Origin of the sequence: Priestia abyssalis, assembly GCF_002019595.1 — a bacterium.
GTDB classification, from domain to species: Bacteria; Bacillota; Bacilli; order Bacillales; family Bacillaceae_H; genus Bacillus_BA; species Bacillus_BA abyssalis.
Genome location: NZ_KV917369.1, coordinates 1,173,908 through 1,195,870 on the forward strand (window position 1 = coordinate 1,173,908; position 21,963 = coordinate 1,195,870).

Consider the following 21,963-nt stretch of genomic DNA (forward strand, 5'->3'; position numbering starts at 1 on the left):
GACAGGTGATTCATGTTGAAGCCATTGAAAGAGAGCTTTAAGTTATATACACAAAATATCGAGCACATTTTATTGTTGTCCGTGACGGTTTTATTCCCGTTTTTTCTCATTCAAACGGTTGTAGTGAACCATATGTACATCCGTGTTTCCGATACTCCATTTCTTTTCATCGGGGATTTCGTCAACGGGTTTTATATGTTGTTATTTAGCATCATTACACAAATTCCATTCATCCAATATGCGCTAAGTGATATAGAAGGAGAAGAGCAGTGCCTGAAAAAAGCCTATCAGGCATTTTTAAAATACGGTTTTTCCGTTTTTGTGTTTGCCCTGTGCTATGTCTTGATTGTTGTAACAGGGATGGTCTTATTCATCATTCCTGGAATGATTGCAGCCGTGCTGCTTTTCTTAACTCCGTATATGACTGTGATGTCTGATAAGCCTGTTCATCACGCGTGGAAAACGGCTTTTCGTTTAGGGAAAAAGAAGTTTTTTCCTTTACTGTTGATTATCCTGTTAACGGCTTTTGTTGAGTTTTTGATTGGTTTTGTTGTCATGAATTCAATTGCCTCTGTTACAGCAAGCTATTTGGCTATTGTGCTTGGCCAATGTGTGCTCAATATGATTGCTTTTCCGTTCATTGTGATTTTTACGACCTTTTATGTAAGGAAATGGCACAATGAACTTGTGTTTCAAGCAAAGTAATTAAAGATAGTGGAAGTGAAAAAGATGGGTAGATGGAAAAAACATATAAACAGCGAAAAAGGCTCAGCCTCGATTGAGTTTTTAGGAATGGTTCCGCTGTTGCTGCTTCTTTTTGTGATGCTGTGGCAGTTTTTCATTGTCGGCTATGCCCTTATCGTGACCCATTCTGCCGTTCATGAAGGGGCGAAAGTATATGCGGTAACGGAAGATCCATTGGAAGCTTCTGCAAAGGCCCATGACGTCATGAATAAGGTTGGGGACAGCATCCGCCAAACCGTACCGCTTACTGTCAGTTATTCAGGAGGCAGCCCTGATTTCACGGCGGTATTACAGACAGAGGTGGAGCTTGTTTTTTTACCGGCTGACATGAGAAAAGGCCTTCCTGCCATTCCGATTAAACAGGAAGCGACCAGCAGGGTGATTCAATGAGAAAGTATGTTCAAAATGAACGCGGGAATATTATGTTGTTAAACGTTTGTCTCATGAGCGTGCTCGTCGTGATGTTTCTCATGCTTATGAGCTTTGTGAAGGCTTTTTATATTAAGGATCAGGCATCATCAGCCGCTGAACAGGCAAGCCTGGCAGCGACTGCTTATTTTTATGAGAAGGTAGACGAGGCAATCAATGAAATCGATCAAAAATTGTTTGAGCTTGGCAGTGTCACAGTGGAGAATGGAGAAAAAACTCCGACAGAAGCTGAGGAGGTATCGGCACCAACTGAAGCATCCTCAGCGGAAGTGGACATAACGGTAGGGAAGAAAAGCTTGGCAGACCAGATTGTTGCAGAAACCAATAAAATTTTGCAATCCTCTTCTAGATTTACACATAATGAAGCAAGGATTGAAGCTATTGATAAAGTATTAAGTGATGAATTACGAGGAGATAGCCCGCGACAAACAATCGTTGAGAATGAGTTAATAAAAGCGTTGAACAACGATGCAATTAATGGTTTAGTACAAATCATTTCGGACTTGATTGAAGAAAATGGCGGGACAGCGGTCGGTTCAGAAATACATTATTTAAATGAAGAAAACCGAATTGAGATTCAAACATCCAGTACATATAAGCCGACTATCTTTGCAAATTTGTTTCCTAAGGAAGGAATGGAAGTGAAGCAAACAGGGGAAGGGCCAAAGGTGGGGTTTATCAAGCACTTAGATGGTTTTCAGTCAAAGCCTTATATTATTGAGTAAAAGGATGAATCAAAAATATCTTTTGATTCATCCTTTTTTTATTGTAATAGTTTAAACTCATGTTGCTTTTGGCAGGCTTTGGCCAGTTTAAGAAGCAAATCGTTCAAGTAACGTTTATCGAGGGAAAGAAGGGAATTCATATCAATTCCTTCTATAATGTAGATCGAAAATTCCCATACGGTATGTTGAATGTCAGAATCGTTACTCTCCGCAATTAAGGTCAATGCTTTGACAATTGAACGTATGACTGAAATATCTTCTTTGCTGTAATGACGGATTTGATAAAAGCTCGCATATAAATAATCCATAAAAATTGGTTGTTCCATGATTAAACGAAGCTGCCCTTTGTCATCATAGCGAAATGGCTTTGGCAATTGTCTCTTCCCTAATTCTGTTAAAATATTTCCGATTTGTTCAATGCTGTTAATGGCTGTATTTGGGTCGTTTACTGCAGGGGAAATGGCTCTTAAGGCGATTTCTGCCAGTTTCCGAAGTCCAAATTCCACATCCTTGTAAGGAGCTCGCTGGGGACCAATCGATACAAAGTTGTACAGCTCTTCTATCAATTCTTCCTCGGTTGTATTCCATACTGAAAAAAGAGGAGCAGCTTCATCGACAAAATCAGGTTGTCTTCGCTCGATGCGAATGATACAGTTTCGTTTGATGGCCATATCCATTAATCCTTCTTCATCGATCATATCAATGTATCCAGATGAGGGAGAGTTTATGATGATTGCCGGCAGCTCTTTTATTTCTTTGAAATCGGTTTCGCTCCATGTATCTGAAAGGTTGCTTGTTTTTGGAGGGAATTGTTCTTTAATAATGGTTGAAGTGTCGGTAGAAATATGAAAAATTAAATTGCCTACTTGAATCCATAAAGAAGTATGATGGACAAAGAAAACGAAAACAGCTAAACACAAAATCGTAACAGCAATCGCAAAAGTCGGGGAGATGAATGTACTTTTGTCATCCGTTTCCCTCAGTAATAAAAGAAGAACAACCGAATAAACGAAGCCGCCGACAAAACTTCCCAATACCCGTTGTGTACTGTGATCTGTAATGAAGTTTTGCAGCGTACGCGGAGAAAAATTCGATAAAAACGTAGTGAGAACCACCAAAATGGTAGAAAACGTAATAGTCGTCATGGTCAAGAGAGAAGATGAAATCGAGCTGAGTACAGCTTGAGCAAGCCCTTTGTCAGATAGTAAAAGGCTTGGAACGAGCGCACTAACCATTGGATTACCCGTTACGTAAAAATCAAAACGAATGGTGAGGAGAGCCAATATAAAGGCAACCACACTGTAAAGTGCCGGCAGATACCAAAAGCTTCCCCGGATATTGCGCCATAATGCAATAAACCTCATGACCCCTGCACGCTCCTTTTCGATTTCTGCTTTCTACGGGCTTTTCTTTTTTGCTTATAGTCTTTCCAAAAATATTGTGGTATAGTATGAAAGTATTCGATAACATTTGAATCAGGATTGCAGAAATTAGAGATTTTTGAGTATCTTTACACATAACATGATATTAATGAAAGGAAAACGGGCCTCAGCGCTTGTTTCCTTTATTTACAACTAAAGAAGAAAATCCGTGCAGCAGCACGGGAGAGGTTCGCGAACTCCCTCTATAAAAAACTAAGACAGTCGGCTAAAAGGCTCTCCTGCAAAGCAGGAGGAGCCTTTTAGCCGGCCAGCAAACAAACGCCCAAATACCGGCGTTTGTTTGCTGGTGGAGGCATTCAACCATCATAAATGGATGAGAGAGGCCTCTATTATTTGACATGTCTTATGAAGCACATTTCATGTTCGATTTGCCTCGATATGAAGTGCTTTTTTGTTTTTTATTCCCTATATTAAAGAATAGGCAAGCATATGGCTTGTCTGTTCTTAATGATGGGATAAAAGGGAGATTGCGCTATAGGGCGCAGTCTCTTTTTATTTCTCAGGGGAAACCATTCAAGGACACACTTTCTTCTTTTACGGCAGTTTTTATAAAGGAAAGGAAGGTCGAAATAGATGATGAAGCATGAAAAAGCAGTGGTAGTATTCAGTGGAGGGCAAGACAGTACGACTTGTTTGTTTTGGGCTCTTCAAAATTTTAAAGAGGTAGAAGCAGTAACGTTTAATTATGGACAGCGGCATAGTAAGGAAATTGAAGTGGCAAAAGCGATTGCCGCTGAACTTGGCGTGAAGCATCATATATTGGATATGTCGCTTTTAAATCAGTTGGCGCCAAATGCGTTAACCCGTAATGATATTGAGATTGAGCAAAAAGAGGGAGAACTTCCGACTACATTTGTAGATGGACGGAATTTATTGTTCCTTTCGTTTGCTGCCATTTTGGCGAAACAAGCCGGAGGTCGCCATATTGTCACTGGTGTGTGCGAAACGGATTTCTCCGGATATCCGGACTGCCGGGATGTGTTTGTGAAATCATTAAACGTAACTCTCAATTTGTCGATGGATTATGAGTTTGTCATTCATACACCGCTTATGTGGATCAATAAAGCGGAAACGTGGGAGCTGGCTGATGACCTTGGAGCACTCGATTATGTTCGTCAAAAGACACTTACATGCTACAACGGCGTGATGGCCGATGGATGCGGAGAATGTCCGGCTTGCGACCTGCGCAAGCGTGGATTGGATGAATATTTAACGAAAAAGAACGGAGGGAATGAATGATGCTTCAGCAAATGTATCCGCAAGTCTTTCATGAGTATTCGTATGAATTGAATAAAGATATGCAGTTTGCTGCGGCCCATTTTGTACCGCATGAAGAGGCGGGGAGCTGCCAAAACATTCATGGCCATACGTACTTTGTGAATATTACGGTTGCAGGGGATGAGTTGGATGAATCAGGATTTTTAGTTAATTTTCAGTTGTTGAAGAAAATTGTATCCGGCCAGTTTGATCATACGTTGTTAAATGACCATACGAACGTGTTTAATGACCAAAATCCGAATGATTTCCCGACTACGGAAGTGGTAGCACGCAAAATATATGAAATGATTCAAACCCATCTCGACACGTTAACAAATAAGCCGAAATGCTTGCAAGTGTTTGTGCGTGAAACACCGACAAGCTATGTTGTGTATCGTCCAAAGAAGGTGAAAAAGCATGGCTAAAAAAATTCCGGTGCTGGAAATTTTCGGACCGACCATTCAAGGAGAAGGGATGGTCATCGGGCGTAAAACCATGTTTGTACGAACGGCCGGCTGTGATTATTCATGCAGCTGGTGTGATTCAGCATTTACATGGGACGGATCGGCAAAAGACGATATTCGTCAAATGACAGCGCAAGAGATATGGGAAGAATTAAAGGAAATTGGTGGAGATTGTTTTAACCATGTGACCGTCTCAGGGGGAAATCCCGCTTTAATTGCCGCGCTCTCTGAACTGATTGATGTTTTAAAACAAAACGATATCTTCACTGCGCTTGAAACACAAGGAAGCCGCTGGCAAGATTGGTTCTTGCACATCGATGATTTGACTATTTCACCGAAACCGCCAAGTTCAGGAATGGAGACGAATTTTGCCGTTTTGGATGACATCATTTTCAAATTGCATGAGAACGGCCGACAGGATGCTGTCAGTTTGAAGGTTGTTATATTTAACGACAAGGATTTCGAATATGCAGTAAATGTTCATAAACGTTACCCATCTATTCCGTTTTTTGTGCAAGTCGGCAATGAAGATGCCGGTACAACGAATGATGATCAATTAATCAAGGAATTATTAACAAAATTTGAATGGTTAATCGATAAAATTGCCGCTTCACCTGAGATGAATAATATCCGAGCGCTGCCGCAGCTTCATACCCTCGTATGGGGGAATAAACGGGGCGTGTAAGCGCTTTTCAAAAAATTTACAAACAAATAACGAAAAGATGTATTCACAAAAATTCAATTCGCTGATAGAATGACAAGCGAGGAAAGAGAGGAAACTAACATGACAGGAAGAAAAGATGAAGAATTACAAGGTGTAACGCTGCTGGGAAACCAAGGAACGAAATACTTATTCGAGTATGCACCGGAAGTTCTTGAAGTGTTTGACAATAAGCACCCAAATCGTGATTATTTCGTGAAATTCAACTGTCCGGAATTCACAAGTCTGTGCCCTAAAACAAACCAGCCGGACTTCGCAACCATTTATATCAGTTATATTCCTGATCAAAAGATGGTCGAAAGCAAATCATTGAAATTGTATTTGTTTAGTTTCCGAAATCATGGGGATTTCCATGAAGACTGTATGAACATTATTATGAATGATTTAATTGAAGCGATGGACCCGCGTTACATTGAAGTATGGGGGAAATTCACACCGCGCGGCGGGATTTCCATTGATCCTTATGTGAACTACGGTCGTCCAGGAACAAAATATGAAAAAATGGCGGAATACCGTCTCATGAATCATGATTTATATCCTGAAAAGATAGACAATCGGTAAATAGAAGGTGAAGCAGCTGTACGGCTTAGCTTGTGGAACTGGATATGAAGAAAGTGAAATGAAACAGGCAACATGATTGCAGGTGCTGCCAGTTTTGACAATTTAGTTAAGAAGGTGAAAGAAATGTCGGAAAGATCGGCAGTTTTGCTTGGTGCAACTGGTCTTGTCGGTCGGGAGCTGCTCAGTTTGTTACTTGAAAGCAACGTATATAGTCAAATCACTATTTTAGTTCGTAATAAGCTGTTAATTCAGCATGAAAAGTTAAAGCAAGTCGAGGTCAATTTTGATGAGCTTTATAAGTATGAAGACGAATTTAAGGTAGATGACGTATTTTGCTGTCTTGGAACAACTATGAAAAAAGCGAAAACAAAAGCTAATTTTTTAAAGGTTGACTATGAATATCCGCTGGCAGCTGCTAAACTGGCAGAGAAAAAGCGGGTGCGCAATTTTTTAACGATTACAGCAATCGGCGCAGATCTTCGTTCACCTATTTTTTACAACAAAGTAAAAGGGCAAACAGAAGAAGATATTTGCCATCTGTATATTCGATCCACTCATTTCTTTCGCCCATCGTTATTACTTGGACAGCGTAGTGAAATCCGCTTAGGTGAAAAGATCGGAGAATATGCTCTGAAAAGTGTTTCGATGTTTTTAATCGGTAAATGGCGTAAATTTAAGCCGATTAAAGCAGAAAATGTAGCGAAGGCCATGTTGGAGGCAGCACTTGAGGAACGTTCAGGCGTCCATGTTCATGAAAGTGATGTTATTTATTATGGAAATTGTCATGGTGCCGTAACGAATTAAAGAAGAAGAGGACGGCTCACAAAGTACAAAACGTATACTTTGTGAGCCGTCCTTTTTTACTGTTTTTGAATTTATCCCGCATTAACGGTCAGTAAGACCCTCACTGATGGAAGCTTCCTTTATAGTTTCAATACAGGAAGAAACATAAATAGCTGCGGGGGTTAGTCTCCACCTCCACCGCCGCCTCCATCACTGCTGCCGGAGTCGCTCCAACTTGAAAAAGAAGAATCCGAATCGTGATGTTCATCTTTCTCATATGTGAAGGGTGTAAAAGAGTTTGACGTATGATGAGAGCGGTGGCTGCGCTTTTTTCCGCCTGCGAAGGCTGCGAGCAGGAAAATAATAAAGAATATAATCAGAAACACTAGTTCCATTTAAAACCGCTCCTTTCTATTGAATATCTGACATTATTGTCTCATTAATCCATCACTTATTCAATGAATGATTAGCAGATTGGGAATTAAGGGAGATAAGAGCGGAAATTTATTGGCTTAAGGAAACATTTTTGTTTAGTGGAAATATAATATATGAAAAAGTAAGGGGATATTGATATGAAATGGCTCTCTTGTCAACAAAAAGTTCAACAATATACCTATTTATTTTATAAAATAGGTATTATTACGGAACAGCAAAAGAATGAAATTATTAAAACACATAAGTAGTTTAACGCATGAAAACCTACTAGGAATATTGTTCTTGTTATAGGCATAATAATTCAGAGGAAATTCTTGAGTAAAGGCAAACTTATTGAAAAGTAAGGACGCAAAGTTACGGGTATAAAGTTGTTTTTTAACGATGACGGCTGGGTGCCTGAGATACAAAACGTATTTTAGGAGAAAGACTATGATTACAGGGGAAATACTATTAGATGAGGAATGGGTGGATTTAGTTTTAGAAGCATTAGACAGTGGTATTTCAGAGAAGGAAATTAAGGACTTTCTAGCCGGTCAATCATCACAGGATTAGTCGGAAAATTTATTGCTTTTATGTTCTTTCTATATAACGAGGGCATCTAGGATATGATATGGTAATGAGGTTAAGAGAAAGTGAAAAAGGATAAAGAGGAGTAGCGTTTATGGAGGCATAAACGCTTTTTATTTTGGAAAGAAAGTTGTAATATACCTAAAAAATGGATACTCATAGCTTTCTATTTTTCCTGTGTACAAATAAAAAAAGAAGCGGTATGATAGACTTTGTGAGTAAATGAGAGAAGAGGAGTTGGTATCGGTTGAGTACACAAAGTTCCAGTGATCCTGGGTCTAGTATGCAATCAGAGGGAGCCAGGATACCCAATTTATCAGATAATAGTGCTGCCGATAACAATATCAGCTTCTTTGATAGAACGGTATGAGGGCTTCCTCTTTGAAAAAGGAGGAGGTTTGATATATGCTGAACATTTACCTAACGGATATAAATGGAAGGCTCCATGAGCAGGAGGAAATTATAAAAGGCTCTTGGATAAGCATGATTTCACCAACGGAGGAAGAAATACGAAGAGTTGCAGGTCATTTGAATTTACCATTGGATTTTATTAAAGATCCTCTTGATGATGATGAGCGTTCAAGGATTGAAGAGGAAGACGGGAATGTCTTGATTATTGTGGATTACCCGTCTATATCATACGACAGCAACCAGTCCTCTGTTTATGAAACCATTCCATTCGGGATGATCATTACTCCAGATTGCTTTGTTACGGTTTGTTTGGAGGATAATCCGATTTTACATCATTTTCTGAATCAAAAAGTCCGCAGCTTTTTTACCTACAAAAAGACCCGTTTTGCTTTACAAATTTTAAACGTCATTTCCATGTATTATTTGCGTTACTTAAAGCAAATTAATCGAAAAACAAATGAAATTGAAAAAGAATTGCATCAATCAATGAAAAACAAAGAGCTATATGCTTTTTTAGCGATTGAAAAAAGTTTAGTTTACTTTACGACTTCATTAAAGTCCAACAAAGTCGTGTTAGATAAAATCTTACGTCAAAAATATTTACGGATGTATGAAGACGATGAACATTTGCTTGAGGATGTCATTATTGAAATCACGCAGGCTATTGAGATGGCCGAAACATACAGCAACATTTTAACTGGAATGATGGACACGTTCGCCTCCATTATTTCCAATAATTTAAACATCGTCATGAAGTTTTTGACATCCATTACAATTGTCTTGTCGTTTCCGACGATTGTGGCGAGCTTTTTTGGTATGAATGTCGCTTTACCGCTTGAACATATATCTCATGCTTTTATTATCGTACTTTGCATAGCATTTGGTTTATCAGGAGCTACCGCTTTTATTTTTTGGAAGAAAAGATATTTTTAAATCAACACGATTGCTTGAACATCAGAATTTCATGAACCTTTATGTATACAAAAAGACAAGTCTTTCTTGTACATGAGGGTCATAAAAATAGATGATACATATTTATATGGAAAGGAATTGAGTAAAAATAGTATGGGTGAATTAATAAATAATGTATTATTTTGGCTGACTGATTTGGGCTATTTTGGAATTGCGTTAGGCCTGATGATTGAAGTCATACCGAGTGAGATTGTACTTGCTTATGGAGGATATATGGTGTCTCAAGGAACCGTTACCTTCGTTGGAGCTGTTATAGCCGGAACAATTGGTGGAGTGATCGCTCAGCTGTTTTTATATTGGGCCGGTTATTATGGCGGACGCCCGTTTCTAGAAAAGTACGGAAAATATGTATTGATTCACAAAAAACATATTGATATGGCAGAAAACTGGTTTGAGCGATATGGAACAGGGGTTATTTTTACCGCCCGTTTTATACCGGTTGTTCGTCATGCTATTTCCATTCCAGCAGGAATTGCAAAAATGTCTGCTGTTCGTTTTACGATTTTAACGACTTTAGCCGTTATCCCATGGTCTATCTTCTTTCTTATGTTAGGGGTACAGCTAGGCTCTCGCTGGCAAGAAATCGAAACTGTTGCCGCTGCATATACTCGCCCGATTGCGCTTGCTGCAGCAACTGTCATTTTAGCATATATAGTCGTAAAGGTATGGAAGCGAAAAAAGGGATAAACTAAAAAAGCCATGAGGGAGAAACCTCATGGCTTTTTTAGTAATAAAGAGATGTTAAAGCGCTTTCGTTAAAAAGAAATTGATTTCTTTTTAATAAGAGAATCACAATGACTCTTCTGCAGTTTGATTAAACATGTTGGGCAATAATCTTATAATTTTTATGATTGACTACCGTACGTTGATTTAACTCAAGTTCATGGTAGTTATCCATATAGGTTAAATCAACAATCACAGAGTTTTCATTTACTTTCTCAACAATACCTTGTAAACCACCTTTAAATTCAATCAAATTTCCAACTTCAGCAATCTTCATATTCTCTCTCCTTTACCCATAAATCAGAAGTCTCTCTTTACTTTATACGAGAAAAACGGAAAAAGGTTGCACGTAATTTTCCGTTTTAAACGAATAAGAAAATAAAGGCCTTTATTTTCTTATTCGTTTAAACCATACAAATACTATTGAAAATGTCAAGATTTTCTCTGTTATTTTTGAGACTTCTTGTAAACAGTTTGCACGAATTTTATAAAATCGTAAAGTGTTTTTTTACAATTTTTTGTATAAGAAAGGCTCAGCAGGTATAAAATTCATACCTGCTGAGCCTTTCTTATGAAAAATGAGAAGAGAATCAGGAAGTTTAATGATAAATCCTGCTTTATATTTTTTAGTATTCTTCAATCATTTTAGATCCAGAAGCTTTTGAGTGAAATACATGACAATCATAGAGGGATTCGTTATTATTTTAATATAAAGGAAACTTACATTGGTAGGGGTTTTCCTTCATCCTCCACCGATGGTTAGTTAGGCCCGCACGATGCGGGTCACGCAGACGTTGCCGCAGGACGCGGCGATGTTAGTCTGTGTTCCTTTTATTGCCCCTATTGTCGAATATAGAGGCAAAAAACTTCTAGATGGCGGAATTAGTGATCCAATTCCCATTAAAAAAGCTCAACAAGATGGGATGACAAAAAATGTCGTCGTATTAACGAGAAATGCGGATTATCAAAAGAAGAAATCCAATATGCTTTGGATCGCAAAGCGTTCCTATAGAGATTATCCGGGACTTTTACAAGCATTAGAGCGTCGTTACAGCACTTATAATGAAACGGTCGCTTATCTAGAGAAGGAAGAGGAAAAAGGCAATATTTTTATTATTCGTCCAGCACAGCCGCTCTCTGTCGGGAGAATGGAGCGCAATCCGGTTAAACTTGAAGGCTTATATCAACAAGGATATGAAGAAGCAAAAGCAAAATAGGACCAGCTTATTAAATGGTTATCGTAAAGAGAAATAGCTCAATGATTTAAAAAGGGAATATAGCCATATTCTTTTTACTCCTCTCTATCATACATAATGAAACTTACAAGTGCTTCATTTCGTATGGAAGATAACAAAATTGAGGGAGTGGCAAACGTGGAGTCAAAAGAAACCTTACAAGCAGCCTTGAAAGAAATTGAGATGTGGGAGAAGGACCAAAAAAGTCTCTGGTTTTGGGAGAGGATTGGTCGTCTTCCTTTCAAGCTATTGGACAAAATTACACCGGCTTTTGTTCAAAACAAAATTGGATTACTTCTTGATGAACTTGGAAATTTCATTCAAACCGGCGGACAATATTTAACACAAGAACGCCTTATATTGAAAAAGTTTGAAGAGTTGGAAGGAAAAACAGAATTGAATTTATCCCATATTGCCGATCTGCCGCTTGCTAAAATGGATCAAGTAAGTGAAGAACTGAAGAAAAGCAGGGCGAAAGCAGCGACTATCCAGGGGGCGACGACTGGCTTTGGAGGGATATTTACGTTAGCTATTGATATCCCCATGATTCTCGGCCTGTCTCTTAAAACATTGCAGGAAATTGCCATTGCGTACGGCTATGATCCTAACCAAAAAGAAGAACGGGTGTTTATTGTCAAATGTTTGCAGTTCGTTTCTGCGGATATTGTAGGAAAGAAGGCTATATTAGACGAGTTGTCCAATCATTATGGAAGTGAGAGTCGAACACAAATGGTTTCTCAGCTCCAAGGATGGCGTGAAGTAGTGGTTACGTATACCGATCAATTTGGCTGGAAAAAATTATTTCAGTTGATCCCGATTGCAGGTATGTTTATCGGGGCCTTTATGAATAAATCCATGATGCAAGATGTTGCAGAAGCTGGTATAATGCTGTATCGAAAGCGCCGAATTTTAGAGCGTTTAGAACAAAGTGATGAGCAGAAATCTCTTACTTTGTAAGGGAGGGTATGTCGATGGAAGAACAAAAAGCGATGGAATTGCTGCAACAATTACGAGATAAAGAAGTGAAAGAGCTTCATATTACAAAGGATCAATTCTTACCTTTTCGTCAAGTATTAGTGAATCAAAAAGATTTTAAACATTTCCGTGGGATTGCCGGGCATGGTGGAGAAGTTATATACCATTATTTAGATGAACCGAGAAGCTGAGCATCGTGCTCAGCTTTCCTTCTGGCCCATTTGTTAATTAACAAGGTTAATGTGAGTCTTTTTGAATTGGCTATTTTCAAAAGCATTGTTGCTTTTGGAGCGTCTTGTCAAACTCTATTGTGGACTGCATAGATGACCTGCGTACCTGGGAGAAGCAGTTCTTTTTGAAGAAAAGATGGCATATGCTAAACTACTCTTTAGTTGAACGAGATGAATAATGGTTATTTTGCGAATAGTAGATGATAATTGTTCCAAAACATGATAGATTTAAACTAGATGACCCAGCTGGGCTATGAAAATGTCATGTGCCTGCATGAGGAGGGATTATGGATGGAAAATCGCACACCTTTTTATTTTGCGGATTACATTTGGAAAAATGAGCAAGGTCATACGACATACGGTATGCTGCTCGTTAAGCGACCGGATGGCGAGGATGACTTTGATCTCCATACGCTATTAAAAGAAGCATATACACAAAATAAGAAAATAGCCATTACGACGGTGTACGATAATCGTGAACAATCCCTAGATGGATATGTAGTTCATATTTCAAAAGAAGAAGATGTGTTTACGTTTATGGATACTAATGGGGTCAAGCTTGTCATTGACTTCTTTGACGTCGTTGAGATAGATCTTCGAGATTAATTTAACCAAAACTTCCCGGACAGGCCTGTCCGGGAAGTTTTGGTTAAATGAGTTCTGGAAAAGAGCGGGCAACCTTATTTTTAGTGAAGAAAAAACTTATAATATTTGAAAGTTACAGCTGTATTGATTTATCTATAAAAGTATTTATTCCTCAATGAAAATCTCTTTTCCTTCACTTCCTTGACTGCCTGTCAGTACTAGGCCGATATCGGTGTCGGCCTCTTGATTTTGCACAATCGTGAAGGGAACTTTTGTATCGTTCGCTGTTTTTATATACTTAGATAGAAAGCGGTAATCAAGGTTCCCATTTAAATATAGATGTCCGTTTTGAACCTTTTCCATTTTTCCCGTTACTTCCGGATAAGGTTTTTCTCTCATTACTTGCCCTTTTTTCAACGCAATCTCAACACGCTCACGCAGGGCTGTTAAAAAACGGGTTCGTTCTTCCGTCTTTGTTTCCTTTACTCCGTATATGCCTCGTTCTAAATACTCTTCAATATTATCATTCACAGCAAGTCACTCCTGATTGAAAATGTTCTCTACATCTATGTACCCGAAAGAAGAAAAAGCTATACATGATGAAGCAAGAGCACATATAATCCAATGGCAATGGCAAGGATATGAGAAAACATGGTCTTTCTTTTAAAGGAAATGTGAGGGGATTTTATGCTTAAAAAAAACGGTTTGGTCTTTTTGGCCATTCTCTTTCTCTCTGGGAGCTTTGGCGGGACATCAATTGAAGCGGAAGACAATCAGTACGTTACACACGGTGAGTTTATGAAGCAGCTCCTTACAGCAATGGAAGTTGATTTGCCAAGCGAGGCGGCAGAGACGTTTAAAGGTACGGATGCCTTCTCTTCCCCTTATATGGAGGCAGCTGCCCGTTTGACTATAATAAAAGGGAGCAATGAGGAGACATTTGCTTCACATGAAAAAGTGACGCGTGAACAAGCTTATGCCTATTTGATTCGCTCGTTAAACTTAAAAGGGCCCTTTGATACAAATATATTGAAAGAGTTTGAGGATGGACATACCTTGACTTGGTCGAAAGAAGAACTGGCAGAAGCTCTCCGATTAGGGTTGTTAACGGTTTCAAAGAGAAATAAGATTTACCCAAAACAACCTATTACTTCCGCAGAATTAACGGGTATGTTAGCCCGCTATAAAGAAAATTTTAAACGAGTGCCTATTTTGCATACAAATGATGTACATGCGCGAATCATGTACAATGCCCGAAAAGGAGAATTAGGGTATGCAAAGATATCGAAAGTTGTCAATGAGGTTCGAGGGGCAAATGCCGATACTTTACTATTTGACATAGGCGACACTTTCCATGGAACGAATTTGGCGATTTTAAACAAAGGGCAAGTCGTAGTGGATGTGATGAATGCCATGAATTATGATGCGATGGTTCCTGGCAACCATGACTTTAATTATGGGCAGAACCATTTAAAGATATTAAAGTCAAAGGCTCGATTTCCCATTATTAGCGCGAACGTGATAAAAGAAGGAAAAACGATTTTTTTTCCATATATTATCAAGCAAGTACAGGGAAAACAAATAGCCTTTATCGGTTTAACGGCTGCCGATACAGCTGTCAAAACCAACCCTGAAGGAATTGAGGGTCTTCTATTCAAGGATGAAATTCAAACCGTAAAAGAAACGGTTAAGGAATTGAGGGGAAAGGCAGACCATATTGTCTTGCTTTCCCATGCAGGTTCAGCAATGGATGAGAGGATTGCGAATGAAGTAAAAGATGTGGATTTAATTTTGGGAGGACATAGCCATAAGTTGATGGAGCGGCCGCAGAAATTTAAATATGCCTATGTGGCACAAGCTTTTGAATATGGGAAAACAATCGGTCGCACACAGTTGATTTTTCATAATAATACATTAATTGGTATCAATGGATTTTTATATCGTAATCACGACTCTAAAACAGAGGATCAAAAAATTGCTGCTGTCATTAAGGAGTATAAAGCCAAAACTGATGTGTTATTAAATGAAGTGGTGGGGAAAGTAAGTTTCGATTTAGATGGAGAGCGGGATCATGTAAGAACGAAAGAAACTAATTTGGGGAACTTAATTGCAGATGCTATGAGGGAGGCTGTAAAAACAGATATTGCAATTACAAACGGGGGAGGAATCCGCTCAAGTGTGGATAAAGGAAATGTGACACGTGATGATTTGCTAACCGTATTACCATTTAGTGATACACTTGTTAAATTATCGTTAACAGGGAAAAGCATTAAGCTTGTATTGGAACATAGTGTAAGCGTGTATCCAGAGGAACACGGGGGATTTTTGCAAGTGTCAGGGCTTTCGTTTACATTTGACCCGCTTCAGCCGGCCGGCAAACGTGTAAAAGAAATAAACATTAATGGAAGGCCGCTTAATCCGGATAAGATATATACCGTTGCCGTCAATCGCTTTACAGCTATTGGAGGAGACGGATATACGATGTTAAAAGGCAGGAAGATTACCCATAATTCGGGACACACACTCAGTAAAATTTTGGCGGATTATATAAAAAAAGACCCTGTTATTCCAACGGTCGAAGGGCGCATTATGTTATTTGAATAATAAATTTTCATGATAAGGTTGATATTTTTATGATTTTAAGGTTTAATAAAAAGGTAGACTGTGATGAGATGTTACATTTGATTATTGAAAAAGAAATCCTTTGATTATTTTTTGTGATGATTCGTAAGCGCTTTCAGCATTCGTTTACATATTAAATCCATTGTCAGTACGATTTACATTCTTTTTGGACTCTTGGGGAGGAGAACAAAAGGATATGGTTTTTGGTTTATCTAGGGGAGAATGTTTTATAAAAGGGGAATTTGAACGGCAAACAAAGGGATGACGATAAAAAATAATCAAACTTGTAACATCAGCACATTGCTTGTTCAGCAATAAAAAACGATGGGGAAGGGGACCCCATCGTTTTTTATTTTGCTTTCTTCTCGCTGCTCCCTTCGGTATTTTCTTTCTTGAGCAAAAAGATATATTTTTGCGATTATTATATAGAAATTTCCGCATAAGGAGATATATGCCCACTCCATAACTCCGCGTTTAACATATGTTGCAGTGTAAGATGATTAATAATTAGGAAGGGAGGTAGTTTTCATGCAGCATCCATTCCTTCGAAATCACAATCCAAGAGCATACAGGCTAAGATTTAGACCCGGAAGATTCGGTTATGGACGCCCGTTTTACGGAGGCTTTGGCCGGCCATTTTATGGAGGCTTTGGCTATGGAGCCCCATTTTTAGGAGGGGTATTGGGAGGATTGTTAGGAAGCGCATTAATTGCTCGTCCTTATTACTATCCGCCGTATTATGGTTATCCGCCATACTATTACCCCTATTATTAGCTAAAGAAAAGCGATGCGCAGGAAACGCATCGCCTTTCTTTTTGGAGAATAAATTGTTAAAGTCCAATGATTTGAGCCGAATGTTAGAAGAGAGCGGTAGATTGATCTTGTATGCGGAATTTGTCCATTAATCCAAAACATTTAATGGTAAAAAATGTGGTATAATTTAGAAAAAGTAGGTAGGGATGTTATGAAAGTTTGGATTACTTCACTTTATTTATTGTTAATTTTCGGGGGATCGGCATGGAATGTTTATCTTTCATGGGAACATCATCTTTTCGTTGAGTTGGTAATTTTTTCCATTTGTGCCCTTTGTTCGTTTCTTTTATTTGCTGCCTGCTGCTTATATGCCTTTCATTCAATGGATATGTATGAATCTAAATAACCTCATAGTCTTATGTAAACATGTAAGAACAGAATGTTAAAAATACAAAGAATGGCTTAAAAATCCCAGTTATATTCATATACATAATCAATCCTCTGTTTATTAAAAAAATGTCTAAAGCTGTCAGATGATAATTGTAGAAAAAGGGAGGATTTTAAGGGGAAATGGAAGAATAAAATGTTTGAATGTTTAGAAAGTATACTAATTTATACAACAAGAGCAGGGGGAGAGAGAGTTGAAAGTACTCATTTCATTGTCCAACAAATTAATGCAAAAGTATTTACCAGATCCATTTTTATTTGTCATCATTCTTACTTTCTTTGTAGGGGGCTTGTCTCTTGTTTTGACAGATAGTACACCTGTGCAGGTTGTGGAATATTGGGGCGGGGGATTTTGGGGCTTGCTCGCGTTTTCTATGCAGATGGTTCTTGTGCTCGTAACAGGTCATGTGCTGGCAAGCAGTCCATTCTTCAAAAAAGCGCTCGGGAGCTTAGCTTCTATACCGAAGTCACCTGGGCAGGCTATTGTTCTGGTTTCAATTATTTCTCTCATAGCAAGCTGGATCAACTGGGGATTCGGACTTGTTATTGGTGCATTGTTTGCGAAAGAGCTTGCTAAAAAAGTGGATGGTGTAGATTATCGTCTTCTAATAGCAAGCGCTTACAGCGGTTTCGTTATCTGGCACGGGGGCTTGTCAGGTTCCGTTCCGCTTACAATTGCAACCCCTGGTCATTTTAGTGAGGATATTATCGGGATTGTGCCGACAAGTGAAACTTTGTTTTCGACGTACAACCTAGTGATTGTGGCTGCTCTTTTCGTAGTAATGCCGATTTTAAATCGTCTGATGATGCCTTCTAAAGATCAAACGGTAGTTGTAGACCGTTCACTGCTCGAAGAAGCGGATTCACTTCAGGCCGCAGCAGTTGAAAGGTCGGAAATGACACCGGCAGATCGTCTTGAAAACAGCCGGGTTTTAGCTCTTGTAACAGGTCTTCTCGGACTTTTCTTTTTGGCTTTTTATGTTATGAAAAATGGCTTAAAAATCAACTTAGACATTGTCAATTTCTTGTTCTTATTTTTGGGGATTTTATTCCATGGAACGCCAAAGCGCTTTTTAGAAGCGGTGGGAAATGCTGTAAAAGGGGCAAGCGGTATTATCATCCAGTTCCCGTTTTACGCAGGTTTAATGGGCATTATGGTTTCTTCAGGGTTAGCGAACGTATTATCTGAAGCATTCGTTTCCATTTCCACGGAAAAAACGTTCCATATGCTTGTGTTTTGGAGCGCTGGACTGGTGAACTTTTTTGTTCCTTCAGGCGGCGGACAATGGGCAGTACAAGCGCCTGTTATGCTGGAAGCAGCACAAAATATGGGTGTTTCCATGTCAAAAACAGCCATGGCTGTTGCGTGGGGAGATGCCTGGACGAATATGATTCAGCCATTTTGGGCATTGCCGGCTCTTGCTATTGCGGGACTGAAGGCGAAAGACATTATGGGATTTTGTTTAATTACACTATTGGTAAGCGGTGCAATTATTTCTTTGGGCTTCTTTTTCTTCTAATGTTTCAAAGTAAAGATAATGACTCAAAAGGTATAAAAAGCACATTTTTTGAGTCATTATCCTGAAAGGCACCGTCATGATAGTCCACACCAAGAGATTATACGACGGGTCCTTTCAGTGAAAAAAATTTTTGTGATTTATTAGAGACTTATGAGATAGCCCCCTTTTTTAGATATGTCGGAGTCAATTGTTGATTTTTGGTTGATTCGTTTAAAGTGGATATTTCGAACGCTTTCAGTAAAACCTGAAAGTACATAGATAAAAACGAACATAGAAATGAATGGTATATACGTTTGTTTTCTTCTATGTCAATGAGCTGAACTTAGAGCAACTCCAAAAAGAAAAAAAGTCCAAAGATGCGTATATTCCCCTCTTGAAACCTTTTTGATATTTGTTATAATATCAGCGGTGACTCATTATTTGAGATTCATCGGGTGGGAGAGGGATATTGGAAAAGAAGGAATAAGATGTTGAAAGCGTTCTTCGACAAACAATTTAAAATCAATGAACACAACACGACTCTTGGAAAAGAGAGCATGGCTGGAGTGGTGGCTTTTTTATCCGTGGTGTACATTATCGCCATTAATGCGGCGATTTTGGCTGATGCTGGAATCCCATTAGAAGCAGGGATCTTCACGACGGTTATCACGTCATTGTTAGGATGCTTAATCATGGCGTTTTGGGCAAATGCCCCGATCATATTAGTGCCTGGTATGGGAATCAATGCGTTGTTCACATATACGATGGTACAGTCAATGGGGTTGGCGTGGCAAGAAGCACTCGGAGTGGTGTTTATCTCAGGGGCTTTATTTACCGTGCTGGCATTTTCCCGTTTATCCGTTCTGCTGATGAAGTCGATTCCACAATCGCTGAAGGAAGCAATTACGGTGGGGGTAGGACTTTTTCTCACTTTTATTGGACTGCAAAAAGGCGGTATCGTTCAATCAAGTGAGACGACGTTTGTGGCACTTGGAAATTTAAGCGACCTGCATGTCATTAGCACGTTAATCACTCTAGTGATCACCATTGTGTTGTTTATTCGAAATGTTCGCGGAAACTTCTTGTTAAGTATGGCGGCGGGGACATTGATTGCTTTTGTATTAGGGCAAGTGAAGCCAATAGAACCAGTCGCGTCAGATGCAGGCTTGCAAGTATTCTTCGAGGCCGTTGGAGCTTTCTCATTTTCATCCATTGCCTCTATGACTTTTTGGGCGGCCGTTTTTTCATTAACGATGGTCATCGTTTTTGAGAATATCGGATTAATTCACGGTCATTTGGGCATGACGGGACATGATGAGAAATTTCAACGTGCGTTTCAAGCCAATGCTATTTCGGTTGTGACAAGCGGTATCTTTGGCACAAGTCCTACTGTCTCGTCTGTTGAAAGTGCAGCGGGTATTGCGTCAGGCGGACGTACAGGTATGACGTCATTTGTGACGGGCTTGTTATTTTTAACATCGTTGTTTTTCATACCTGTCATTAAGATGGTTCCTGACAGTGCGATTGCACCGATTTTAATCGTCATTGGCGGTTTAATGATTCAAAACATTAAACACATCAACTTGCAAGACTTAACGGAAGGTTTTCCTGCCTTTTTAATTATTGCGCTTATTCCGCTCACATACAGTATAGCTGATGGTATTGCCTTCGGTTTTATTGCCTATCCGATCTTGAAAGCGGCATTGGGCAAAATGCGCGAAGTTTCGGCATTCATGTATGTTGTAGCGTTTTTGTTCTTTTTAAACTTTGTGTTGCATTATATAAGCTGATAGAGCCTCCTGTCACATGACAGGAGGTTTTTTTACATGGTTTATTCAGTACGTGTTCATTCAGGGAGGGCGGATAGAAAAAGGTGAAATCAAAAATATGCTGAAACTTTTACCCGGCGTTTTCGTATGAGTAAGATAGAAAACAAAAAGGGATGGGGAATAATGGATAAATGGATTGAAAAGGCGAACAGGATAACAGTCATTCCTGACCATTACAAGTTAGTCGTTCAAGAGCTTTCAGAGAATGAAGAGAGAAAATTTGTTCATCTCCTGTGGGAGAATGAACAAAATGCAGATGAAACCATTTCTTTTACATTTAATGAAGATACGGGAGAGGTAAACCATTTTGCAACGGACTATAGAGATGACAGTAACGCTGGTGTGGACATGGATGAATGTATGCAGCAATTCATCAAACAGGCGGCTCCTTCGCTTTTGTCCAAATCGTTAATGAAAATAGTCGAGCCTCATGCGGCAGGAAGGGAGGAAGTATCGTATTGCCAGCATTCAGGGGGTGTGATGATTCCATTTACTGGGTGCTATTTTTTCTTTGAAGACGGGCAGATGGAGAGCTTCAGTTATTATGAGTTAATAGACGAACCTGTCATGCCGGCACACATCGTTCCGAAAGAACAAGTGCTAAATAAGGTAAAGCATGAGCAAAAAATGGACTTTGTTTATACTCATGATGAACAAGGGTGCCGACTGATGTATGATCCGAACCCATCGACTGCGTTTATTGTAGCGGAAACCGGTGAAAACTTGCATGACGAGTCCCATTATGAACTACCGCCTTCTTCTCCAATAGAACGGGTGGAAGCAAGGGGAGAACTGGAAACGTTTTTGCAGCTGCAGGAAGACCAATACGATAAGACCGTTTTAAAGGAAGAAGACGGTGAACTGACAATCGGCTACCTGCCGAAAGGCTGGGTAGTGCCTCAGGAAAAAGAAGGTTCGTATAAAGCTTATTTTGAAAGTCGTTTTTCCAAACTTCACTATTTAAAAAATGGTGCTATTTGTACATATGACCAATCTTCAGGACAGCTTCTCCAGTTCTTCAGCGGACGAACATCAACGGGTGCATACGATCTGACAGACGAGGAATGTTTCGAGCGGGCGCTCCAATTTTTATCGGCTGCTTTTCCGAATTATGAACGATACATGAGAGTGTGGAAAAAAGAAGATGATGAGCAAGAGGAAAAAGAGGAAAAAGCCTTCTTTCATTTTAGTGCGTATGTAAATGGCATTCGTTTGAATTTAGAGATGGTGATGGTCAATGTCAATCGAACGACGGGGCTGATTGAACATTACGCTTCCTTCCCATACAAAATTATAGAAGCGGCGGAAAACTTTTCACCTCAGCCTGTTATATCGGAGCAGGAAGCACTCGATATTTATTTGCGTGACATCGATGTGAAGTTAAAATGGCATAAGAGAGAAGATGATGGATATTGTCTTGTCTATCAGCCTGCTTTTTCAAAAGGTGATATTTATGGGATTGATGCAATGACAGGGGAAATCGAGCATTAAATACATGCTCAATAATGTTTTATCCTACATTCAAAGGTTTCTTTCTCAAAGTCCATCATGTTA

At 39.3% G+C, this 21,963-nt stretch carries 23 protein-coding genes, 1 pseudogene and 2 riboswitches; of the genes and pseudogenes, 20 read left to right on the plus strand and 4 right to left on the minus strand.

Annotated features, from left to right (window positions below; all coding sequences use genetic code 11):
- Positions 1-12: 12 nt before the first annotated feature.
- From BK575_RS05390 to BK575_RS05400, 3 genes are read left to right on the plus strand one after another with little or no spacing between them, the layout of a single operon-like run.
- Positions 13-705, plus strand: coding sequence for a hypothetical protein (locus BK575_RS05390; protein ID WP_139367970.1), 693 nt, complete (start codon positions 13-15; stop codon positions 703-705).
- 24 nt (positions 706-729) lie between these two features.
- Positions 730-1,134, plus strand: coding sequence for a TadE/TadG family type IV pilus assembly protein (locus tag BK575_RS05395; RefSeq protein ID WP_078409245.1), 405 nt, complete (start codon positions 730-732; stop codon positions 1,132-1,134).
- Positions 1,131-1,898: a TadE/TadG family type IV pilus assembly protein gene (locus BK575_RS05400; RefSeq protein WP_078409246.1), complete on the plus strand. Its 768-nt coding sequence runs from the start codon at positions 1,131-1,133 to the stop codon at positions 1,896-1,898. Before BK575_RS05395 ends, BK575_RS05400 begins: the two co-directional genes overlap by 4 nt.
- A 38-nt stretch (positions 1,899-1,936) precedes the next feature.
- On the opposite strand, the gene BK575_RS05405 is transcribed toward BK575_RS05400, so the two are convergent.
- On the minus strand, positions 1,937-3,262 hold the full coding sequence (locus BK575_RS05405) for a DUF2254 domain-containing protein (RefSeq protein WP_078409247.1): 1,326 nt from the start codon (positions 3,260-3,262) through the stop codon (positions 1,937-1,939).
- A 236-nt stretch (positions 3,263-3,498) separates the two neighbouring features.
- Positions 3,499-3,542, plus strand: a riboswitch (PreQ1 riboswitch).
- A gap of 371 nt (positions 3,543-3,913) precedes the next feature.
- Here BK575_RS05405 and queC point away from each other — a divergent pair.
- The 5 genes from queC (at position 3,914) to BK575_RS05435 (ending at position 7,147) form a co-directional block, all read left to right on the plus strand.
- The gene (gene queC / locus BK575_RS05415; RefSeq protein ID WP_078409249.1) at positions 3,914-4,579 is read left to right on the plus strand and encodes a 7-cyano-7-deazaguanine synthase QueC; all 666 of its coding nucleotides are present in this window, start codon (positions 3,914-3,916) and stop codon (positions 4,577-4,579) included.
- Complete coding sequence (gene queD, locus BK575_RS05420; RefSeq protein WP_078414657.1) at positions 4,579-5,022, plus strand: 6-carboxytetrahydropterin synthase QueD; 444 nt, start codon at positions 4,579-4,581, stop codon at positions 5,020-5,022. Before queC ends, queD begins: the two co-directional genes overlap by 1 nt.
- A complete protein-coding gene (queE, locus tag BK575_RS05425; protein ID WP_078409250.1) occupies positions 5,015-5,746 on the plus strand; it encodes a 7-carboxy-7-deazaguanine synthase QueE in 732 nt (243 codons plus the stop codon). Before queD ends, queE begins: the two co-directional genes overlap by 8 nt.
- A 99-nt stretch (positions 5,747-5,845) precedes the next feature.
- Entirely contained in the window at positions 5,846-6,343 is a 498-nt protein-coding gene (gene queF / locus BK575_RS05430; protein WP_078409251.1) for a preQ(1) synthase, read from the plus strand.
- Between the two features lie 123 nt (positions 6,344-6,466).
- A complete protein-coding gene (locus BK575_RS05435; protein ID WP_078414658.1) occupies positions 6,467-7,147 on the plus strand; it encodes an NAD(P)H-binding protein in 681 nt (226 codons plus the stop codon).
- A gap of 161 nt (positions 7,148-7,308) precedes the next feature.
- Here the strand turns inward: BK575_RS05435 and BK575_RS05440 are convergent, their stop codons facing one another.
- Positions 7,309-7,521, minus strand: coding sequence for a hypothetical protein (locus BK575_RS05440; RefSeq protein WP_078409252.1), 213 nt, complete (start codon positions 7,519-7,521; stop codon positions 7,309-7,311).
- A gap of 353 nt (positions 7,522-7,874) precedes the next feature.
- Positions 7,875-7,961, plus strand: a riboswitch (cyclic di-GMP riboswitch).
- A gap of 29 nt (positions 7,962-7,990) precedes the next feature.
- On the opposite strand from BK575_RS05440, the gene BK575_RS05445 reads away from it, so the two are divergent.
- The 3 genes from BK575_RS05445 to BK575_RS05455 all read left to right on the plus strand — a co-directional run bounded on the left by BK575_RS05445 (position 7,991) and on the right by BK575_RS05455 (position 10,198).
- Positions 7,991-8,113, plus strand: a complete 123-nt coding sequence (locus tag BK575_RS05445) for an anti-repressor SinI family protein (RefSeq protein ID WP_078409253.1) — start codon at positions 7,991-7,993, stop codon at positions 8,111-8,113.
- Positions 8,114-8,533: 420 nt separating this feature from the next.
- Positions 8,534-9,472: a magnesium transporter CorA family protein gene (locus tag BK575_RS05450; RefSeq protein ID WP_078409254.1), complete on the plus strand. Its 939-nt coding sequence runs from the start codon at positions 8,534-8,536 to the stop codon at positions 9,470-9,472.
- A gap of 132 nt (positions 9,473-9,604) precedes the next feature.
- Positions 9,605-10,198 (plus strand): undecaprenyl phosphate transporter UptA, encoded by a 594-nt coding sequence (locus BK575_RS05455; RefSeq protein WP_078409255.1) that lies wholly within the window; start codon positions 9,605-9,607, stop codon positions 10,196-10,198.
- Between the two features lie 127 nt (positions 10,199-10,325).
- On the opposite strand, the gene BK575_RS05460 is transcribed toward BK575_RS05455, so the two are convergent.
- Positions 10,326-10,511 carry a YkvS family protein gene (locus BK575_RS05460; RefSeq protein ID WP_028396849.1) on the minus strand — a complete coding sequence of 62 codons (186 nt, stop codon included), beginning with the start codon at positions 10,509-10,511 and terminating at the stop codon, positions 10,326-10,328.
- Between the two features lie 547 nt (positions 10,512-11,058).
- Between BK575_RS05460 and BK575_RS05465 the strand changes: the two are divergent.
- The 4 genes and pseudogenes from BK575_RS05465 to BK575_RS05480 all read left to right on the plus strand — a co-directional run.
- A pseudogene (locus tag BK575_RS05465) lies at positions 11,059-11,451 on the plus strand (DUF6363 domain-containing protein); the annotation flags it as partial.
- Positions 11,452-11,574: 123 nt separating this feature from the next.
- Positions 11,575-12,426 (plus strand): EcsC family protein, encoded by an 852-nt coding sequence (locus BK575_RS05470; RefSeq protein ID WP_407984338.1) that lies wholly within the window; start codon positions 11,575-11,577, stop codon positions 12,424-12,426.
- 14 nt (positions 12,427-12,440) lie between these two features.
- Entirely contained in the window at positions 12,441-12,635 is a 195-nt protein-coding gene (locus BK575_RS05475) for a hypothetical protein (RefSeq protein ID WP_078409258.1), read from the plus strand.
- Positions 12,636-12,965: 330 nt separating this feature from the next.
- The gene (locus BK575_RS05480; protein WP_204524855.1) at positions 12,966-13,280 is read left to right on the plus strand and encodes a hypothetical protein; all 315 of its coding nucleotides are present in this window, start codon (positions 12,966-12,968) and stop codon (positions 13,278-13,280) included.
- A gap of 144 nt (positions 13,281-13,424) precedes the next feature.
- Here the strand turns inward: BK575_RS05480 and BK575_RS05485 are convergent, their stop codons facing one another.
- Positions 13,425-13,790, minus strand: coding sequence for a YueI family protein (locus BK575_RS05485; protein ID WP_078409259.1), 366 nt, complete (start codon positions 13,788-13,790; stop codon positions 13,425-13,427).
- 156 nt (positions 13,791-13,946) lie between these two features.
- Here BK575_RS05485 and BK575_RS05490 point away from each other — a divergent pair, with 156 nt between their 5' ends.
- The 5 genes from BK575_RS05490 to BK575_RS05515 all read left to right on the plus strand — a co-directional run bounded on the left by BK575_RS05490 (position 13,947) and on the right by BK575_RS05515 (position 21,900).
- Positions 13,947-15,863, plus strand: a complete 1,917-nt coding sequence (locus BK575_RS05490) for a bifunctional metallophosphatase/5'-nucleotidase (RefSeq protein WP_078409260.1) — start codon at positions 13,947-13,949, stop codon at positions 15,861-15,863.
- Positions 15,864-16,409: 546 nt separating this feature from the next.
- Positions 16,410-16,655: a hypothetical protein gene (locus BK575_RS05495; protein WP_078409261.1), complete on the plus strand. Its 246-nt coding sequence runs from the start codon at positions 16,410-16,412 to the stop codon at positions 16,653-16,655.
- A 620-nt stretch (positions 16,656-17,275) separates the two neighbouring features.
- Positions 17,276-18,601: a short-chain fatty acid transporter gene (locus BK575_RS05505; protein ID WP_078409263.1), complete on the plus strand. Its 1,326-nt coding sequence runs from the start codon at positions 17,276-17,278 to the stop codon at positions 18,599-18,601.
- A gap of 470 nt (positions 18,602-19,071) precedes the next feature.
- Positions 19,072-20,370 carry an NCS2 family permease gene (locus tag BK575_RS05510; RefSeq protein WP_078414660.1) on the plus strand — a complete coding sequence of 433 codons (1,299 nt, stop codon included), beginning with the start codon at positions 19,072-19,074 and terminating at the stop codon, positions 20,368-20,370.
- 162 nt (positions 20,371-20,532) lie between these two features.
- Positions 20,533-21,900: a YcdB/YcdC domain-containing protein gene (locus BK575_RS05515; protein ID WP_169907558.1), complete on the plus strand. Its 1,368-nt coding sequence runs from the start codon at positions 20,533-20,535 to the stop codon at positions 21,898-21,900.
- The last annotated feature ends 63 nt before the right edge of the window (positions 21,901-21,963 follow it).

Excerpts from the sequence above, each read along its gene's own strand:
- BK575_RS05390 (WP_139367970.1), top strand. The coding sequence starts at position 13 with ATGTTGAAGCCATTGAAAGAGAGCTTTAAGTTATATACACAAAATATC.
- BK575_RS05395 (WP_078409245.1), top strand. The coding sequence starts at position 730 with ATGGGTAGATGGAAAAAACATATAAACAGCGAAAAAGGCTCAGCCTCG.
- BK575_RS05400 (WP_078409246.1), top strand. The coding sequence starts at position 1,131 with ATGAGAAAGTATGTTCAAAATGAACGCGGGAATATTATGTTGTTAAAC.
- BK575_RS05405 (WP_078409247.1), bottom strand. The coding sequence starts at position 3,262 with ATGAGGTTTATTGCATTATGGCGCAATATCCGGGGAAGCTTTTGGTAT.
- queC (WP_078409249.1), top strand. The coding sequence starts at position 3,914 with ATGATGAAGCATGAAAAAGCAGTGGTAGTATTCAGTGGAGGGCAAGAC.
- queD (WP_078414657.1), top strand. The coding sequence starts at position 4,579 with ATGCTTCAGCAAATGTATCCGCAAGTCTTTCATGAGTATTCGTATGAA.
- queE (WP_078409250.1), top strand. The coding sequence starts at position 5,015 with ATGGCTAAAAAAATTCCGGTGCTGGAAATTTTCGGACCGACCATTCAA.
- queF (WP_078409251.1), top strand. The coding sequence starts at position 5,846 with ATGACAGGAAGAAAAGATGAAGAATTACAAGGTGTAACGCTGCTGGGA.
- BK575_RS05435 (WP_078414658.1), top strand. The coding sequence starts at position 6,467 with ATGTCGGAAAGATCGGCAGTTTTGCTTGGTGCAACTGGTCTTGTCGGT.
- BK575_RS05440 (WP_078409252.1), bottom strand. The coding sequence starts at position 7,521 with ATGGAACTAGTGTTTCTGATTATATTCTTTATTATTTTCCTGCTCGCA.
- BK575_RS05445 (WP_078409253.1), top strand. The coding sequence starts at position 7,991 with ATGATTACAGGGGAAATACTATTAGATGAGGAATGGGTGGATTTAGTT.
- BK575_RS05450 (WP_078409254.1), top strand. The coding sequence starts at position 8,534 with ATGCTGAACATTTACCTAACGGATATAAATGGAAGGCTCCATGAGCAG.
- BK575_RS05455 (WP_078409255.1), top strand. The coding sequence starts at position 9,605 with ATGGGTGAATTAATAAATAATGTATTATTTTGGCTGACTGATTTGGGC.
- BK575_RS05460 (WP_028396849.1), bottom strand. The coding sequence starts at position 10,511 with ATGAAGATTGCTGAAGTTGGAAATTTGATTGAATTTAAAGGTGGTTTA.
- BK575_RS05470 (WP_407984338.1), top strand. The coding sequence starts at position 11,575 with ATGGAAGATAACAAAATTGAGGGAGTGGCAAACGTGGAGTCAAAAGAA.
- BK575_RS05475 (WP_078409258.1), top strand. The coding sequence starts at position 12,441 with ATGGAAGAACAAAAAGCGATGGAATTGCTGCAACAATTACGAGATAAA.
- BK575_RS05480 (WP_204524855.1), top strand. The coding sequence starts at position 12,966 with ATGGAAAATCGCACACCTTTTTATTTTGCGGATTACATTTGGAAAAAT.
- BK575_RS05490 (WP_078409260.1), top strand. The coding sequence starts at position 13,947 with ATGCTTAAAAAAAACGGTTTGGTCTTTTTGGCCATTCTCTTTCTCTCT.
- BK575_RS05495 (WP_078409261.1), top strand. The coding sequence starts at position 16,410 with ATGCAGCATCCATTCCTTCGAAATCACAATCCAAGAGCATACAGGCTA.
- BK575_RS05515 (WP_169907558.1), top strand. The coding sequence starts at position 20,533 with ATGGATAAATGGATTGAAAAGGCGAACAGGATAACAGTCATTCCTGAC.